Origin of the sequence: Galactobacter sp. (assembly GCF_022712295.1) — a bacterium.
Classification (GTDB): domain Bacteria; phylum Actinomycetota; class Actinomycetes; order Actinomycetales; family Micrococcaceae; genus Galactobacter.
The window spans coordinates 23,282-40,269 of record NZ_JALAGT010000054.1 but is presented as its reverse complement, the minus strand read 5'-3'; the positions used below and the strand labels follow the sequence as shown (position 1 = coordinate 40,269).

16 protein-coding genes are annotated in these 16,988 nt (G+C 65.2%); 7 read left to right on the top strand and 9 right to left on the bottom strand.

The features are described from left to right. Both Q0A15_RS04305 and Q0A15_RS04300 read right to left on the bottom strand, forming a co-directional pair. Positions 1-940 (bottom strand): MFS transporter (locus tag Q0A15_RS04305; RefSeq protein ID WP_291278302.1); only part of this gene is annotated, 940 nt, incomplete at its 3' end. Between the two features lie 10 nt (positions 941-950). Then, positions 951-1,451 (bottom strand): MarR family winged helix-turn-helix transcriptional regulator, encoded by a 501-nt coding sequence (locus tag Q0A15_RS04300; protein ID WP_291278301.1) that lies wholly within the window; start codon positions 1,449-1,451, stop codon positions 951-953. Positions 1,452-1,586: 135 nt separating this feature from the next. On the opposite strand from Q0A15_RS04300, the gene Q0A15_RS04295 reads away from it, so the two are divergent. Beyond that, positions 1,587-2,849, top strand: coding sequence for a multidrug effflux MFS transporter (locus tag Q0A15_RS04295; RefSeq protein ID WP_291278300.1), 1,263 nt, complete (start codon positions 1,587-1,589; stop codon positions 2,847-2,849). 136 nt (positions 2,850-2,985) lie between these two features. Beyond that, the gene (locus Q0A15_RS04290) at positions 2,986-4,032 is read left to right on the top strand and encodes a beta-propeller fold lactonase family protein (RefSeq protein ID WP_291278299.1); all 1,047 of its coding nucleotides are present in this window, start codon (positions 2,986-2,988) and stop codon (positions 4,030-4,032) included. Positions 4,033-4,265: 233 nt separating this feature from the next. Here Q0A15_RS04290 and Q0A15_RS04285 read toward each other — a convergent pair whose 3' ends face one another. After that, a complete protein-coding gene (locus tag Q0A15_RS04285) occupies positions 4,266-5,174 on the bottom strand; it encodes a DUF805 domain-containing protein (protein ID WP_291278298.1) in 909 nt (302 codons plus the stop codon). Positions 5,175-5,408: 234 nt separating this feature from the next. On the opposite strand from Q0A15_RS04285, the gene Q0A15_RS04280 reads away from it, so the two are divergent. Genes Q0A15_RS04280 through Q0A15_RS04265 form a run of 4 tightly spaced genes read left to right on the top strand, consistent with a single transcriptional unit; the run spans position 5,409 to position 9,122 of the window. Beyond that, positions 5,409-6,050: an ABC transporter permease gene (locus Q0A15_RS04280; protein ID WP_291278297.1), complete on the top strand. Its 642-nt coding sequence runs from the start codon at positions 5,409-5,411 to the stop codon at positions 6,048-6,050. Next, positions 6,043-7,326 carry an ABC transporter ATP-binding protein gene (locus Q0A15_RS04275; RefSeq protein ID WP_291278296.1) on the top strand — a complete coding sequence of 428 codons (1,284 nt, stop codon included), beginning with the start codon at positions 6,043-6,045 and terminating at the stop codon, positions 7,324-7,326. The genes Q0A15_RS04280 and Q0A15_RS04275 overlap by 8 nt, the downstream gene beginning before the upstream one ends. After that, a complete protein-coding gene (locus tag Q0A15_RS04270) occupies positions 7,323-8,102 on the top strand; it encodes an ABC transporter permease (protein ID WP_291278295.1) in 780 nt (259 codons plus the stop codon). Before Q0A15_RS04275 ends, Q0A15_RS04270 begins: the two co-directional genes overlap by 4 nt. Positions 8,103-8,105: 3 nt before the next feature. Continuing rightward, positions 8,106-9,122 (top strand): glycine betaine ABC transporter substrate-binding protein, encoded by a 1,017-nt coding sequence (locus Q0A15_RS04265; RefSeq protein WP_291278294.1) that lies wholly within the window; start codon positions 8,106-8,108, stop codon positions 9,120-9,122. A gap of 70 nt (positions 9,123-9,192) precedes the next feature. Here Q0A15_RS04265 and Q0A15_RS04260 read toward each other — a convergent pair whose 3' ends face one another. The 3 genes from Q0A15_RS04260 to Q0A15_RS04250 form a co-directional block, all read right to left on the bottom strand. Next, the gene (locus Q0A15_RS04260) at positions 9,193-9,879 is read right to left on the bottom strand and encodes a DNA-3-methyladenine glycosylase I (RefSeq protein ID WP_291278293.1); all 687 of its coding nucleotides are present in this window, start codon (positions 9,877-9,879) and stop codon (positions 9,193-9,195) included. 243 nt (positions 9,880-10,122) lie between these two features. Next, the gene (locus Q0A15_RS04255) at positions 10,123-10,713 is read right to left on the bottom strand and encodes a MarR family transcriptional regulator (RefSeq protein WP_291278292.1); all 591 of its coding nucleotides are present in this window, start codon (positions 10,711-10,713) and stop codon (positions 10,123-10,125) included. Beyond that, positions 10,697-12,616, bottom strand: a complete 1,920-nt coding sequence (locus Q0A15_RS04250) for an MDR family MFS transporter (RefSeq protein WP_291278291.1) — start codon at positions 12,614-12,616, stop codon at positions 10,697-10,699. Before Q0A15_RS04250 ends, Q0A15_RS04255 begins: the two co-directional genes overlap by 17 nt. Before the next feature lie 340 nt (positions 12,617-12,956). Here Q0A15_RS04250 and Q0A15_RS04245 point away from each other — a divergent pair, with 340 nt between their 5' ends. Continuing rightward, positions 12,957-13,670: a DUF2637 domain-containing protein gene (locus Q0A15_RS04245; RefSeq protein WP_291278290.1), complete on the top strand. Its 714-nt coding sequence runs from the start codon at positions 12,957-12,959 to the stop codon at positions 13,668-13,670. 277 nt (positions 13,671-13,947) lie between these two features. On the opposite strand, the gene Q0A15_RS04240 is transcribed toward Q0A15_RS04245, so the two are convergent. From Q0A15_RS04240 to Q0A15_RS04230, 3 genes are read right to left on the bottom strand one after another with little or no spacing between them, the layout of a single operon-like run. Beyond that, positions 13,948-14,601: an LUD domain-containing protein gene (locus Q0A15_RS04240; RefSeq protein ID WP_291278303.1), complete on the bottom strand. Its 654-nt coding sequence runs from the start codon at positions 14,599-14,601 to the stop codon at positions 13,948-13,950. A 35-nt stretch (positions 14,602-14,636) separates the two neighbouring features. After that, positions 14,637-16,160: a LutB/LldF family L-lactate oxidation iron-sulfur protein gene (locus Q0A15_RS04235; RefSeq protein WP_291278289.1), complete on the bottom strand. Its 1,524-nt coding sequence runs from the start codon at positions 16,158-16,160 to the stop codon at positions 14,637-14,639. Beyond that, on the bottom strand, positions 16,157-16,975 hold the full coding sequence (locus Q0A15_RS04230) for a (Fe-S)-binding protein (RefSeq protein ID WP_291278288.1): 819 nt from the start codon (positions 16,973-16,975) through the stop codon (positions 16,157-16,159). Before Q0A15_RS04230 ends, Q0A15_RS04235 begins: the two co-directional genes overlap by 4 nt. Positions 16,976-16,988 lie beyond the last annotated feature (13 nt).

Sequence of the window (16,988 nt, the reverse complement as noted above, 5' to 3'; positions counted from 1 at the left end):
GTCCGTAGCCGTTCTGGAACACCAGTGACAGCACCACTGCCTGGCCAACCAGGATCGCGAAGGAAGCCCCGATACCGATCACGGCGTTGCGGTAGCCGCTCGTCACGAGTGCGTTCAGGTTCAGCAGGGCCAAACCACGAGGGGCCAGGCGCAACTGGCGGAGGCAGAAGATCACCACGGCGGAGATGCCCACCACTGCGGCGACGGTGGGGGCGATCCAGGCGCCGTCCAGTACGGCCTCGATGCCGGCCAAGGCGTAGACGATGCCGCCGAAGCCCAGCACCGTCAGCCCCACGGAAGGCAGATCCAACGGCGGGGCGGCTTCGTCCCGCCCGGTGGCGCGCGCTGTGCCCTGGTTCAGCATGGCTCGAATGCCGAGGACGAAGAGCACCGCGGCGAGGCCGGCCATGATCCAGAAGATCTCTCGCCAACCCCAGACGCCCAGGATCAGCCCGGCCACGGTGGGACCGAGCGCTGGTCCGGCAGCGAGGACCACGGCGTTGGTGCCCATGACCGTGCCCAGCCTGGACGGATGGACCTTGGACAGCGCGGTGGTGGCCAAGAGGGGCATCACGGCGGCGTTGCCCGCGGCCTGCAGAACACGCGCCACGAGCATAGTGGTGAACGAGACGGAGAGCGCTGCGGCGACGGAGCCCACCACGAACACGCAGATGCTCACCATCCACAGGGCACGCAGGCTGAAGCGCTGCATCAGATAGCCGGTGGTGGGGATGACCACTGCCAGGACCAGGATGTATCCGGTGGTGAGCCACTGGACGGTGCCGGCATCCACATCGAACTCCCGCATCAGGGCGGGCAGCGCCACGGACAGGGCCGTCTCGTTCAGGACTGTGACGAAGGACGTGAACGCCAGGATCGCCAGGAGGCCGACGATGGGGCGCGGCACCTTGTTCGGTGAGGAGAAAGGGGGTGTGGACACGGGGTCCAGCCTAATGACCGGCGCGCCTCAAACTGTCCCTGAGGGAGGTGAGGTGCGCTACGAGGACGGTGGGGTCGGCCTCCTTCGGGAGCGCCGGGGTGAGGGCCTGCACCCAGACGCTCTTGACCCTGGCCAGATTCCTCTGCGCCAAGGGAGTGGGATGAAGATGGGAAACACGACCGTCGTGGGGGTCAGGGCCGCGGGTGAAGAATCCATGGGCCTCCTGGCTGCGCAGGGCCGCTGCGGCATTGGAGGATTTCAGGTCCAGAGCCTCGGAGATCTGTCGCGGAGTGATGCCGGGGGCGGCGTCGATCTGGTTCATGACCATGGACTCCACCGGGGTGAGCTTGATGATCTCCGAGTCGTGGCCCATGTCCAGGTTGGTCAGGGTGCGGGACAGGTCCTGCACCACCAGACCGAGGTCGCCCAAGGCCCGCTCGTGTGTTGTGAGCGTCGACTCGACCGGGCCGCCTGAGGCGTCCTCACGGTCGATGTGATGAGACGCACGCACTGAACCATCCATAACCCGATGTTAACATTACTATGAAACCATAGCGATAACGCCGGGGCCTCGTGCGCCCCGAAACGAACAGCAACCGCTGCCGTGCGGCACTCGCAGCCCGGCACGGAATTCGAAAGGACTTGAGTGAGTACCAGTAGCAACCAGGCCGTCCCGACTCAGCCGGACGGGGGGAAGATCGCGGTTCCCCTGCTCATCACGCTGGCCCTGCTCTCCGCCGTGGCGCCCTTCGCCACCGATCTCTACCTGCCCGCTTTCCCGGAGATGGTCAGCCACTTCGACTCCTCCGAGTCCGCTGTGCAGCTCTCCTTGACCGCGTTCCTGATCGGTGCGGGCGTTGGCCAAGTGATCTTCGGTCCCCTCTCCGATCGAGTGGGCCGCCTCAAGCCGCTGCTGGTCGGCGTGATCCTGTACACCTTGGCCTCCGCGGCCTCCGCGCTGGCCCCCACCATGACGTTCCTGATCGTGGTGCGCCTGATCCAGGGACTGGCCGGAGCCGCGGGCATGGTGATCGGCCGAGCCGTCATCTCCGACCAGCAGCAGGGCCCAGCTGCGGCCCGTGCCTTCAGCGTCATGATGGCCGTTGGCGGTATCGCCCCGATCATCGCGCCCTTCGTGGGCTCCCTCCTGGCCGATCCCATCGGTTGGAACGGACTGCTGTGGATCGTGACCGGCTTCGGCGTGATCTGCCTGGTCTTCGTGTTGCTCTTCGTTCATGAGACCCGGCCCAAGTCCGTGATCGTCGCGGCCCGCGCCGCCGCAGCTGACGGTCCACAGGAATCCACGTGGAAGCAGCTGGGATCCCGCGGCTACCTGGCCAACACCCTGGCGTTCGCGTTCGCCTTCTCCACGATGATGGCCTACATCTCCGCGTCGCCGTTCATGTTCCAGGACCTCATGGGACTCTCCACCATTGCCTACGGCATCGTCTTCGGCGTCAACGCGCTCGGGCTGCTCATCGCGACCGCCATCGGCACCCAGCTCTCCTACAAGCTTTCAGTTCGTGCCCTCTTCCTCATCGGCCTGGCAGGGAACCTCATCGGCATCCTGGCTTTCACCGTGATGGTGTTGACGGGCATGCAGAGCCTGTGGCTGGAGATTCCGCTGTTCATCGCCCTCGGCTCCCTGGGCCTGGTGCTGGGTAACGCCACCGGTCTGGCCTTGGCACATGTGAGCCGCGCCGCCTCCGGTTCCGGCTCCGCGCTCATGGGTCTGCTGCAGTTCGGCCTGGCCGGCGTGGTTGCGCCTCTGGTCAGCCCCGGCGAATCCGGTTCGTTGCTGCCGCTGGCGCTCGTCATGTTGGTGGCCTCCGTCGTCGCCAACGCTGCCGGACACCTCGGCCCGCGTACCGAGCGCAGCTCGCGGCGCACCGAGGTCCACCACGCCTGAGGCGACGGGCCCGCGGGCCCTGTCCCGAGCCGTCGGGCATACGTTGAGAATGCCCGACGGCCGGGCGCGCCACCCGCTCGCTGCGCGCCGAGCGCGCCCGGCGCGGTAGGTTGGGCCAAAACTGTCGGAAGGAACCATGTCGACTTTTGCGTTCATCGCGTGCCGGGACGAGGGAACCATCGAGGTCCACAGCTTGGACCAGGAGCGTGGAACCCTACGTCGGCTCAAGTGCTACGACGGTGTGCCCGGCGTCAGCACTCTGGTTTTCGATCACCGTCGTGCCATCCTCTACGCGGGCCGCAACGGGGAGACCCCGCTGGTCAGCGCGTTCACGGTGGTGGCGGGCGGCCGCTTGGAGCACCGCGGAGACTATGAGCTGCCACATTCCCTGGCGTATCTCGCCTTCGACGGGGACGCGCTGCTGGTGGCCAGCTACCACGATTCCGCCCTGTCACGGATTCCATTGGATTCCGACGGACTCCCCACCACGCAGCTGCCTACCTACACCGATGACCGGGACGTTGCGCAGGTGCACTGCGTGCTTCCCACACGGGACGGAAGGCACGTGTATGCGACCTCGCTCGGGACGGACGCGATCCTCACCTACCGCCGGGGCGGGGAGGGGGAACCCGACCTGGTACGGCTGCCGGACACCATTGTGGAGCCGGCGGGCGACGGCCCCAGGCATCTGATCGTGGCCCCGGACGGCAGCAAGGTCGTGGTGCTCACGGAGATGGGCGGCCGCGTGCTGTTCTACTCCCGCGACGCCGAGACCGGTGTGCTGACCCTGGAGCAGGTGGCCTCCATTCAGGGCCGGGATGACCACCTCGTGCGTGGCGTGGCCCGCATCCCTGGCGGTGCAGAGGTCCCCGATCAGCCAATGTGGGCTGCCGATATCCGCGGGGTACGCGGTGGGGAGTTCTTCATCACCACGGAGCGCACCACATCCAAGCTCGCCGTCCTGCGTGGAGGGGACCAGCCGCGATTGGTTGGGCAGGCCACCACGGAGAAGCAGCCGCGCGCCGCAGCGGTGGTTCCAGGAGGCGAACTCGTCTTCGTCGCAGGAGAACTCTCCGACCACATCAGCGTGTACCGGGTGGGGGGCAATGGGGTGCTGTCGCCCACGCAGCGAGTTGAAACGGGTGCCAAGCCGTCCTGGATCACCTTCCAGATCGTGGACTGATTCGGAGTCGGCAGCCCAGCATCGGGCATTTGCGACCGCTCAGGCGGTTTGCGCCCGATTGTCGGTTTTGCGGCCGTCGGCCGACGGTCGCACATCTCCGAACTGGCCGCATATGGTGAGTGGCGCCGCACAGCTGCCCCACGCCGTCTGGCACTGGCTGGGCGAACAGCGGAAGGCCCCGGTCACGGGACTTAGTGAAGTCTCGGGACTGGGGCCTTCCGCGTTCTCGGGGCTCAGTACTGCGGCGGCTGCGGAGGCTGCTGGCCGTACTGGTTCGGCTGGCCGTAGCCGGGCTGCTGGCCCGACTGCCCGTAGCCGGAGCCGGGCTGCTGGAACTGGTCCGGCTGGCCGTAACCACCGGGCGGGTACTGGCCGGCGGGGACGGCGTCGAAGCGTTCACCCTCCACCTTGGAGTCAAGGATGGTCATGACCAGGACCACGATGGCCCCGACCGACGTGAAGCTCAGGAAGTAGAACGGGCCGGCCAGGTTGGCGTCATGCAGGCGCCGCCACGTGATCGCGATATTGGGGACCAGGTTGGCCAGGTACCAGAGGCCGGCGATGATGGCGACCACGATCGCCACCGTGAAGAGTGGGCCTGGGTTCCAGGTGTAGTCGTCGTAGTAGTAGTTCCCGTCCGTATACAGCTGCTGGGATCCTTCCACCCCTTCCAAGCCGTCGTAGATCGAGACGCTGAGCAAGGCGCCTGCCGCACCGCCAAGGATCAGCCCGATCACGCCCTGGTACAGGACGACCCACCAGTACTCGGAACGCGAGGCACGTCCGGAGAAGGTGGCGTACTTCTTGTAGAAGCGCTTGATGGACTGCATCAGGGATGCGCCGTAGAGCGGCAGCGTCAGGTCCTCTTCGCTGGCTGCGCCACGAGGCCGCGGCGGAATGTAGCCGGTAGTGGGCCCCTGGTACTGCGGGGGAGTGGGGTAACCCTGCTGGTAGCCGCCCGGATTCTGGGGTTGCTGGTAGGAGTTCTGGTTGGACTGTCCGTAGCCATTTCCGTACGAAGGCGCCTGTCCATAGGCTGGTTCCTGCTGCGACTGGCCGTAGGAAGGGGCGCCCTCGCCGGAATCGTTGGGATTGTTCCAGCCCGGAGGGGTGGAATCCGGTGGGTTCGGGGGAGTGGACATGAAATCGCTTTCTGCTCGAGACAACCGCTTCCCTGCGACCGACTGCCTGCCGGTCTGGCACGGTATTCCTGCACTCCATCATGCCCCAACAGTGTCCGCTATGACACCGTCTCGCTCACCCGCGACACAGGGTGTGTCGTGGGACACGTGCTAAGGTTGTCGGCATTGCGTAGACAGAAGACAGTATTCGCCCACAATGCAGAACGAAACTTATGAGACTACTAAGGATTTGATGTGTGGGATTTTATATCTGACAGATGGCAGCAAATAGCGTTTGCAGGCTATCAGCACTTTTCGCTCGTGGTGCAGTGCCTGATCCTCGCCACCGTCATAGCCGTGATCATCGCGATCCTGACGGCACGTATCCCCTGGCTCGCATCCATGGCCAACGGAATCTCTGCGGTAGGTCTGACGATCCCCTCGTTCGCGATGATCGGCCTCATGATCGGGCCGTTCGGCTTCGGCCCGCGGCCTGCAGTGGTCGTCGTGACCTTCTTCGCCGTCCTTCCGATCCTCCGCAACGCGATCGTGGGACTGCAAGGCGTCCCAGTGGAAACCATCGAGGCGGCCCGCGGCATCGGCATGAGCCGCTTCAGAACCCTGGCCACTGTGGAACTGCCCATGGCCTGGCCGGTCATCATGTCCGGAATCAGGATCTCCGGACAGATGGTCATGGGCATTGCCGCAGTGGCCGCATATGCGCTGGGTCCCGGACTCGGTTCGTTCATCTTCGACGGCCTGGCGCGGCTCGGTGGAGCCAACGCCCTCAACCAGGTGGTGGTCGGAACGGTGACGGTGGTCCTTCTGGCCGTCGTCCTCGATCTGATCCTCATCGTCGTCTCCCGTCTGACCATCAGGAAGGGTATCCGTGCCTGAGAACACCTCGAACCCAAATCCCCCCGCCCAGGACACTCACGGTGCCTCGATCCTCCTGGACGAGGTCACCAAGTCGTACTCCGGGCAACGCAAACCAGCCGTGGGCGGCCTGACCCTCGAGATCCCCTCCGGATCCGTGGTCATGTTCGTGGGTCCCTCCGGCTGCGGCAAGACCACGACGCTGAAGATGATCAATCGTCTTATCGAACCGACGGCAGGCAAGATCGTCATCAACGGTGAGGACGTCACCGACATGGACGGCGACAAGCTGCGCCGGCAGATCGGCTACGTCATCCAGGCGGGTGGGCTCTTCCCCCACATGACTGTGGCAGCCAACATCGCCCTGGTCCCCAAGATGCTCGGCTGGGACAAGGCCCGCATCAAGGAGCGGGTCGACGAGCTTCTGGAACTGGTCTCCCTCGATCCCGACGTTTATCGCAACCGTTACCCCAAGGAACTCTCCGGCGGGCAGCAGCAGCGCGTCGGCGTGGCCCGTGCGCTGGCCGCGGACCCGCCGGTGCTGCTCATGGACGAACCGTTCGGAGCGGTGGACCCCATCACCCGTCAACGCCTGCAGGACGAGCTGCTCAACATCCAGGCCGAGCTGCACAAGACCATCGTCTGCGTGACCCACGATTTCGACGAGGCGATGAAGCTGGGCGATTGGATCGCGGTGTTCGACGAGGGCGCGCACCTGGTGCAGTACGACTCGCCCGAGCGCATCCTCGCGCAGCCCGCCAACGAGTTCGTCGAGAGCTTCATCGGATCCGGCGCCGGCCTCAAGCAGTTGTCGCTGACCCGTGTGGGTAACGTGCAGTTGCGGGACGCCGTCACAGGTAAGCCCGGAGAACAGGCCTCCGACCTGCTCTCACAATTGCAGGCCTCTGGTGAGGACTACGCAATCATCCTGGACTCCCGTCAACGCCCCATCCAGTGGCTCACCAAACGACAACTGTCCAGAATGCAGATGATCTCCGATCAGGTGGATCCCGCACTGCCCATCGTGGGCGACCAGGCCACGCTCAACGACGCGCTCGACGAGATGCTGGTGGCCAGTTCCGTCAACGCGCTGGTCACGGGGAGCCGAGGAGTCTACAAGGGCCTGATCTCCGTGGACACGGTCACGAAGGCTATCGCCGATGCGCGCGAAGCCAACCAGACCTCCACCGCGCCCGTCGGGCTCAACTCGGGAGCGATGGCCGCCGTAGCCACGGCTGCCGCTGATCAGGCCGACGATGACGCCATCCCGATGGACCAGCCGGGGAGTGCATCATGACAGCCGCTTCGATCGCGACCGGTCAAGCCGGCAACCGAGCGGGTCTGCACAAACGCCATCCGTGGCTCCCCTTGCTGTGGCAGATCCTGGTGCTCATCGTTCTGATCGCCGCGGTGTTCGTCTACCTGGGGCTCGCGGATCTGACCGACACGGAACGTTCCACGCTGGCCCCGGCCGAGCTGTGGGGTATGACGCTGGAACACCTGCAGTTGACCTTCCTCGGTGCCCTCATCGTGGTGGTGATCGGGGTCCCCCTGGGGATCCTTCTCACCAGGGGTTCCATGCGCAAGATCAGTCCTGGTGTGGTGGTCGTCGCCAACTTCGGTCAGGCTGCACCGGCCATCGGTGTCGTGGTGCTCTTGGCCATGTGGCTCGGTTTCGGCGCCTGGCCCGCCACCATTGCATTGGTGCTTTACGCCTTGCTGCCGGTCCTGTCCAACACCATGGTGGGACTCGACGGTGTGGACAAGCGCCTGATCGAGGCCGGACGCGGTATGGGGATGAGCGCCGGCGCGGTCCTGCTGAAGGTCGAACTCCCGCTGGCCGTTCCGGTGATGCTCTCCGGCATCCGGACCGCACTGGTGCTGCTTGTGGGTACCGCCAGTCTGGGCACTTTCGTCAACGCGGGCGGCCTCGGCCTGCTCATCAACACCGGCATCACCCTGTCTCAGGGCACCGTGCTGGTGGTGGGCTCCCTGCTGGTGGCTCTGCTGGCACTCGTCATCGACTGGATCGGTCGCGTCGTGGAGTACGTGGCCCGTCCGAAGGGACTGTGAATCATGCACACCTCACGTATGACCCGAACCCGTACGACAACACGCCGTCGTCGTGGAGCCCTGGTGGGGATGCTGACGGCCTCCGCTCTGGCCCTGACAGGGTGCGGCCTCGAGTCCTCCAGCGCCTATGTTGCTGAACCCGGTCCCGGTTCCATCGAGAAGATCGACGGTGCTGAGGGGAACCAAGTGACGGTGACGTCCAAGAACTTCACCGAGCAGAAGATCATGGGAAAGATCGGCGTCCTGACCGCGCGTGCTGCAGGTTTCGACGTCAAGGACATGACCAGCGTTCCCGGCTCCCAGCCGGCCCGTGATCTCCTGGAAGGTGGCGGCGCTGATGTGCTCTTCGAGTACACGGGTACCGCGTGGCTGACCTACTTGGGCCACGAGACCGGGGTCCCGGACCAGAAGCAGATGTGGCAGAAGGTCCACGACGAGGACGTGTCCAACGGCCTCACCTGGGGAGCCCCGGGCCCACTGGACAACACCTACGCCTTCGCGATCAAGGCCTCCAACAAGGACAAGCTGAATGGTGTCAGCAAGCTCTCCGACATCAAGAAGCTGCCGGTGGAGCAACGCACCTTCTGTGTGGAGTCGGAGTTCTACTCCCGCCAGGACGGATTCGAACCCATGTTGGAGAAGTACGGCCTGAAATTGGGCAAGGACGTCCCAAAATCCAATGTAGCGGTGCTGGACACGGGCGCGGTCTACGAGGCCACCGCGCGGGGTACCTGCAACTTCGGCGAGGTCTTCACGACTGACGGTCGCATCAAGTCCCTCAGCCTGGAGGTCCTGGACGACGACCAGGGATTCTTCCCCTCCTACAGCATCGCCCCGGTGCTGAGGACAGAGGTGGCGAAGAAGTATCCGGAATTGCAGAAGGACTTCGAGGCCGTGGCGGCCGCCATGACGAACGAGAAGTTCATCGAGCTCAACCGCCGCGTGGACGTTGACGGTGAAGACCCGGCGGACGTGGCCTACGACTGGATGGTGGACGAAGGGTTCATCTCCAAGAAGTGACCGGCCATCATCCACGTGCCCGGCCCCCGTATCGGGGACCGGGCACGTGCCGTCTGTGCCGAGTCCGAACTCACTGCGCTGCGGAGTCCTCGAAGACTGGGTCGGCGGCCCAGGTCCCGTCCTCGTTCCACAACCCGGACACTCCGCGCCGATGCGAGGAGAGCAGGTGGGTGTCCACCATGCCGATGGCCTCCATCAAAGCGTGTGCAGTGGTGGGCCCAACGAACACGAAGCCGTGGCGTTTGAGGTCCTTGGCCAGCGCCGCGGATTCGGGGGAACGGCTGGGAACGTCCTCGACTCTTGAAGGCAGGGGCGTGGTTTCCGGCCGGTGAGACCAGATCAGGGACGGCAGGCCGCCCTCCTCGCGCAGTGCCACCGTGGCGGCCGCATTGGTGATGGCGGCCTGGATCTTGCGAAGATTGCGCACGATCCCGGCGTCGTCCATGAGACGTTCCACGTCCTGCTCCTGGAAGCCGGCCACCACGACCGGATCGAACCCAGCGAAGGCGGACCGGAAGTTCTCGCGTTTGCGCAGGATCGTGGCCCAGGAGAGCCCGGATTGGAAGGCCTCAAGGGTGAGTCGTTCGAACAGCCCCGCCTCTGAGGTGACCGGGCGTCCCCATTCGTCGTCGTAGTAGGCGCTGAGCATGGCGTCCTCCCCACCCCATGTGCGGATCGGCGCCACGCTGTCCTTGGGCTCCGTGCCCGGCGTCTTGCTGCCGGGTGCTTCGCTGCCAGGTGTTGCGTTCTGTCCCATCATGTTCTCCCCCTGGTGGTACGGATCGGTTTCGCTGACCCAGCTTTGCACGTCAGGCCCCACTGCGCTGCCGGTCCACCCGACACTGTGGATGACACGCCGTGCCCCCAGGCACAAAAGCACCGAGGCCCGGCCGGTACCCCTCAGCGGGGGTGCGGGCCGGGCCTCGAACCGGTCGGTCACGTCGCCCAAGGCGGCGTGAGTCTCGGGTCTGTCAACCCAGAGCACTCGCGAGCTCACGAACTAGGTGCCAGGTGAGGAGCAATCTCTTGGCGCCTGATCCGGCAGCGGCCCGTTGATGCGGTGCAGCAGCTCGGCCAACTGATCCAACGACTCCACGTCCCAGGTGCGCAGACGTTCCAGCATGATCGTGGGAACATCCTCGGCGGTCCGCTTGAAACGGTGGTATCCGTCCCGGGTGATATGAATCAGCTGCACCCTTGCGTCCTCCGTGCTGACGGTACGAGCAACGAGTCCGCACTCCTCCAACCTCTTCACCGAACGGGAGACCACGGATTTGTCCACGGCCAACAGGTCCGCGAGTTCCTTGCCTGTGAGAGACGGAGTATCCGGAAGTCTGACCGCGTGGTGCCACAACGCATTCATGGTCTTGAAGTCGAACGGGAACAGGCTGGGATCCAGCGATTCTGCCCGCTTGCGGATGGCCTCTCGGGCACCGATCACCAGGCGTGAGAACTCCTGCTCCACAGTGTTCAGGGACCGCTCGAGCCCGGTCAGGCCGGCCTCTTTGAGCAGGTCATGGGGGTCCTGCCCCAGGTGGGGGCCGCCGGGGCGGTCCCCATCCAGTGGATCGGGATCAGAGGTGACGGCCATGAGATTGCTGGTCGCCTTCGTCACCCTCTATGTCCGACGTCGTGGCGTCGGACTGGGCGCCATCGGCGCCACCCGTCTCCACCACACCCTGGGTGCCGCGGGCACCCTGCCGAGCACCTGCGTCGGGCACAAGGTTGGTGGCCCCGGTGACCACCGGGACCGCGCCGGTGGCGATGGGCTCGTGCTCCACAGTGAATGCGGCCTTCTCGGATGCCGTGCGCTCGGAACGGGTCTGATCCGACAGATCAAGCTTCGGCAGGAAGATGATGCAGATCAGGGTGATGATCGCAATAGGTGCGGCGATGAGGAACAAGTGAGTGATCGAGTCGGCGTAGGCGCCCTCGAAGATCGACTTGAACGGCTCAGCGGTCTTGGCGAACCCGTTGGAGGCGGGCTGGCTCACCTGGGCCATGTAGCCCTGGATCAGTTCGGGATGAGCGCCGAAGTAGGCCTGAAGTCCCTGCGGATCCTGGGCCAGTTCGGGGTGTTCCGCGATGACCTTCGGGGCCACCGCCTTGGCCGCCGCAGCACCGAGTTTGTCTTGGTGGTCGGCCAGGACGTCGGGAAGCTTGGAGGCCAGAACCGATCCGAGCCAGGTGGTGCCCACGGTTCCGCCCAGCGTACGGAAGAAGGAGACGGCCGAGGTGGCGACACCCAGATCCTTCGGGGGAACGGCGTTCTGCACCACCAGGGTCAGGTTCTGCATGATCATGCCGACGCCTGCACCCATCACGAACATCCACGCGGCCAACAGCCAGTAGTTGGTGTTCTCATCGGTGGTGGAGATCAGGTAGAGCCCGGCGATCAGCAGGACGCCACCGGCAATCATGTAGGGCTTCCACACGCCTGTCTTGGTGATGAGCCCACCGACGACCACGGAGATACCCATCATGCCGAGCATCATCGGGATGGTCATCAGACCTGCCTCGGAAGGCGTGGCGCCACGGGACATGATCATCAGCTGTGACAGGTAGACAACGCAGCCGAACATGGCCACGCCCACGGCGATGGAACCGACGGTGGACATCGTGAAGGTCAGGTTCTTGAACAGGCGCATGTCCAGCAGCGGGTCGGCGACCTTGAGTTCCACGAACACGAAGACGATCAGCGCAACAGCGGCCACAGCCAGCATCCACACGGTGGTGAAGGAGCCGTACTCGATCTGCTTGGAACCGGAGTCCACTTGAGCGGAGGTGCCCGCCAGGGACAGCCAGATCAGCGCCAGGGACATGCCGCCGGTGAGCAGGACGGTGCCGAGCCAATCCAAACGTGCCTTTTCCTGCTTTTCCACGGGAGGCAGGTGCAGGGTCTTCTGCAGCATGATCACGGCGACCACGGCGAAGGGCAGGGAGAGGAAGAAGTTCCAGTGCCAGGAGAACGCGTCGGTGATCCAGCCACCGATGAGCGGGCCGCCCACCGTGGCGATGGCCATGACGCCGGCGAAGAGCCCCATGTACTTGCCGCGTTCACGCGGGGAGAGGATATCTGCCATCACGATCTGGGACAGTGCCTGCATGCCGCCGGCACCGAGGCCCTGGAACACACGGCAGATGATCAGCATCATGGAGGACTCGGAGAAACCGGCCACGGCGGAGGCACCCACGAACAGGATCAGGGAGATCTGCAGCAGTACCTTGCGGTTGGTGAGGTCGGAGAGCTTGCCCCAGATCGGCGTGGAGATCGCCGTGGCGAGCATGGTCGCGACCAGAACCCACGAATAGCTGGTCTGGTTCAGTTCACCGTCGAGGTCGGTGATGATCTTCGGCATGGACGTGGACACCAACGTGTTGGCGATCATCGTCACGAACATGCCGAGGAGGAGGCCCGTCAGGGCTCGCAGCACCTGACCGTGGGTCATGTGCAGTCCCGCGGGAACCGCGGGGGCTTCCTTGGTCTTGGACATCTAAGACCTTTCATGCGTGGAGCCGGAACTGGCGTGGGCGCGCGCCGAACCGACCGGAGATGTGAGAAAACGAAAGGCCCCGAGCCGCACGGCGGCATCGGGGACCTTCATTGGTTGATTGAGTGCAACCATACGCCGAATGGTTGATCAGCTGCAACTATCGTGGTGTGAGTCTCGATACACCCGCGCGACGTGGACGGACGAGTATTTCTGTGACCTGGTTCGCCGTCCCTGTCTACGCTCAGGGTCGGCGTCTAAAATGGTGGCCAGGTCATGCTCCGGACGTCGGCGTTCGGCACCAGACCGATCCCCACCCCGACCCGGAAACGGTGACTGCCCCTTGAGTACTACTGCGCCCCGCAACCTTCCCGGCCGCGGCGTCCTCTGGACCGCTGTGGCCGCAACGGTGGTCATCGCGATCGGCGCGTTCGTGTTGTCCTTCGCCTCCCTGACGGACCTGGCCGTGCGCTCCGGTATCGACTCCACCCTGGCCTGGATCTGGCCCATCATCGTCGACGGCCTGATCGTCGCCGCCACGGTGGCCATCGTGGCGCTGAACGGGCACGGTCGTCGAGCCATGGTCTACCCCTGGACGCTGCTGTTCTTCGGTGCGATCGTCTCCACCGCGGCCAACGCCACCCACGCGATCCTGTCCGTGGACCGGTCTCCCGACATCCCAGCCGTGGTCGCCGCTCTCGTCGCTGCCATGCCTCCGGTGGTGCTGTTGCTCATCACCCACCTGACGGTCCACATGTTCCAGAAGCGTGCGGAGGTGGCTCAAGAGATCGAGGCGTCGCAGGCGGAGACCGCGGCCACCGATGAGGCCTACTACCGCGAGCTGCAGATGCGCCGTGCAGAGGCTGCCGCCTCCCTGGCCCGCGCCTTGGAGACCAACGACGACGACCGAGAGCACCGGGCTTCCGTTGAATCCCTCGAGGCGGAACTCGCGGCCCTCCAAGAGGAGGCTGACGCTCACGTGGAGCGCGAATCCGGTGGGTTCTTCCCGTCCGCCACCAGCGCCGTGGATCTCCCGGGCCCCTCCCGCGTGAACTGACGTCCAACACCGTGGACACGCGTGCTGCAGCGGCGCGCTGATTCAGGTTCTGCACCGAGCCGATCCCGTCCGGATGACCTGTATTTGCGGCCCCAAGCGTGATCTGCGGCGTGCATCCTCCTCTGAGGCCCACCATGGTTTCGCGGCCGTCGAGCGACGGTCTCAGATCACGGATTCGGTCGCGGCACGGCAATCCGGCCGCGAATCAAAGCCCTACGCATGAAGCCCCAGCCATCAGGCCGGGGCTTCATGCGTAACCGGGGTAGATCCCCTGCGGTCAACGGTCCTTGACGATCAGCACGTCCAACGTGCGGGGACCATGCACGCCCTCAACGCGCTCCAGCTCGATGTCACTGGTGGCGGACGGACCGGAGATCCACGTCAGGGGTCGGGTGGTGTCCAGGCGCTCCAGTGCAGACGGGAGCAGCCGCTCGATGGTGGAGGCCGGCACCACACACACGTGATGGTCGGGCACCAGGGTGATGGCACGGCGACCCTGATCCGGAGAACCGTCCAGGATGATGGTGCCGGACTCCGCGACGGAGACAGCCGACGAGGTCACCACGGCGGAGGTGGCATCCAGTTCCATGACGCCCAGGACGTGGCCCGGCTCGTCGACCACGCGACGGGCGTCGGATGCCAACTCACCCAGGAACTCCTGGGCCAGTCCGGGAGGAGTCACGAAGGACGTCGCGGCGGTGAGGAGCTGCTGGATGGAAGCAGGCACCTGGTCCGTGTCCACGACCTCGACTCCGGCCTTGTAATGCACCAGACGGTCAACGAGCAGGTCCACGAGTTCATCGCGGCTCATGTCGGACCCGCGACGGTACTCGCGCGGCACGTCGACGTCCGCCGGGGCGTCCACCAGTGCGGCGCGGACCCGCGCCAGGATGTCCGCCTTGGCGCTGCCAGCGCCGGTTTCGGTTCCCATGCCCGACGACGCGGCCGTGGGGTTCTCGGTTCCGCTCACTTGCCTGCCTCCTGGTCTCCGGACGCTGCGCGTCCTGCGGATGCCGTGCCCTCGTGTTCCTTGGCCCACCACTGCCTGAAGGAGTGGTTGGGCGGCTTGGGGATGTCGCGGAAGGCCGTCCACCCGCCCAGCAGATGACCGGGCAGCTTCTTGATCTTCTTGTCGCGACCGGCCACGATCCCGGCCATGGGAAGACCGCGTTCCAGAAGTCGCATACGGGAGCCCTTGGACATGGCCCAACCCGCACCGGCCATCAGCAGATCCATCTCCGTGATCCGCTTGGACTTGGCCTTGCGGGCCTTGACGTCCTCGGAACGCAGGTGGACCAGGATCTCCGGGATGTTGATCTTCACGGGGCAGGCCACGTAGCAGGCACCGCACAGCGAGGAGGCGTACGGGAGGGTACCGTTCTCCGACTCGTCCACGCCGGTCATCAGCGGCGTGAGGATGGCCCCGATGGGACCCGGATAGGTGGAACCGTACGCGTGCCCACCGGCGCGCTCGTAGACCGGGCAGACGTTCATGCACGCCGAGCAGCGGATGCAGTGCAGCGCGGAACGACCGTACTTGTCCGCCAGGGCATTGGTTCGTCCGTTGTCCAGCAGCACCAGGTGCACGTTCTGAGGACCATCGCCCGGAGTGACTCCGGTCCAGTTGGACGTGTACGGGTTCATGCGCTCGCCCGTGGAGGAACGGGGGAGCAGCTGCATGAACACCTCGAGATCCGAAGCGGTGGGCAGCAGCTTCTCGATCCCCATCACGGTGATCAGGGTTTCCGGCAGGGTCAAGCACATGCGACCGTTGCCCTCGGATTCCACGACGGTCAAGGTGCCGGAATCGGCGATGCCGAAGTTGGCGCCGGAGATGGCCACCTTGGTGGAGAGGAACTTCTGACGCAGGTGCTTGCGCGCGGCCTCGGCCAGATGCGCGGGCTCATCGTCCAGGTTCGGGTCCACTTCCGGCATCTCCTTCAGGAAGATGTCGCGGACCTCGGACCGGTTCTTGTGGATGGCGGGGACCAGGATGTGGCTGGGCTTGTCGTGGCCCAGCTGCACGATGAGCTCCGCCAGGTCGGTCTCATAGGCGGCGATGCCCTGGGTCTCCAGGTGCTCGTTGAGCCCGATCTCCTGGGTGGCCATGGACTTGATCTTCACGACCTCGGTCGCGTTCTGCTCCTTGACCAGATCCGTGACGATGCGGTTGGCCTCGTCGGCGTCACGAGCCCAGTGGATCACGCCGCCGCGCGCGGTGAAGTTGGCCTCGAACTGCTCAAGCAGGTCCGGCAAGTTGGCCATGACGTTCTGCTTGATTGCGGAGCCTGCATCGCGCAGCTGCTCCCAGTCGGGCAGCTCGGAGACGACATTGGCGCGCTTGTCGCGAATGGAGTGGGTGGCGTGACGCAGGTTGGCACGCAACTGGGTGTTGGTCAGCTCGGACTTGGCGTAGTCCGGGAAGGGGGTCTCCTCGAAGAGATTCCCCTCCGCACGGACCTTGGGCATACCCAGTGAGACGGCGGTCATCGTGCCGCTCCTTCCGTCGCGGTGGACACGGCGGCCGGTGCCGCGGCCGCGGGAGGCGTCCACGGATCGTCGTGCGTAGAAGCCAGAATGTCTGCCAGGTGGACGGTCGCTCCGCCCGACTTCAGCCGGGACATGCCGCCGCCGATGTGCAGCAGGCAGGAGGCGTCGCCACCGGCGCAGAGGCCAGCGCCGGTGGAGGAGATGTTGCTGACCTTGTCCGCCAGCATGGCGCCGGAGACGTCGGGGTTCTTCATGGAGAAGGTTCCGCCGAAGCCGCAGCACTGGTCGGCCTCCGGCAGCGGGACGTAGTCGATGCCGTCAACGGAGGCGATCAGATCCGACTGACGGGTGCCGAGGCCGAGCAGACGCATGCCGTGGCAGGAGGAGTGGTAGGTGACGCGGTGCGGGAACCAGGAACCCAGCTGCTCCGCGGCATCGGTGACGCCCAGGACATCGGTCAGCAATTGGGAGAGTTCGTAGGTCTTGGCTCCCACTGCCTCTGCGCGCTCGGCCAGGGAATCCTGACCACAGCGGCGAGCCACCATGGGCTGCTGATCCTTGACGGAGGCCACGCAGGATCCGGAGGGTGCCACGGCGACGTCGTAGTCCTCTGCCTCGAAGGCCTCGACATGGTTGCGGACCACGGGGAGCGCGCCCTCGAGATATCCGGAGTTGACGTGCATCTGTCCGCAGCAGCCCTGACCTGCCGGGAAGACCACTTCGTGGCCCAAGCGTTCCAGGATCTTCACGGTCGCGATGGCCGTGGAGGGGTACATGGCGTCCACGATGCAGGTGGCGAAAAGCGCTATACGCATGGTGTCCTTCCGA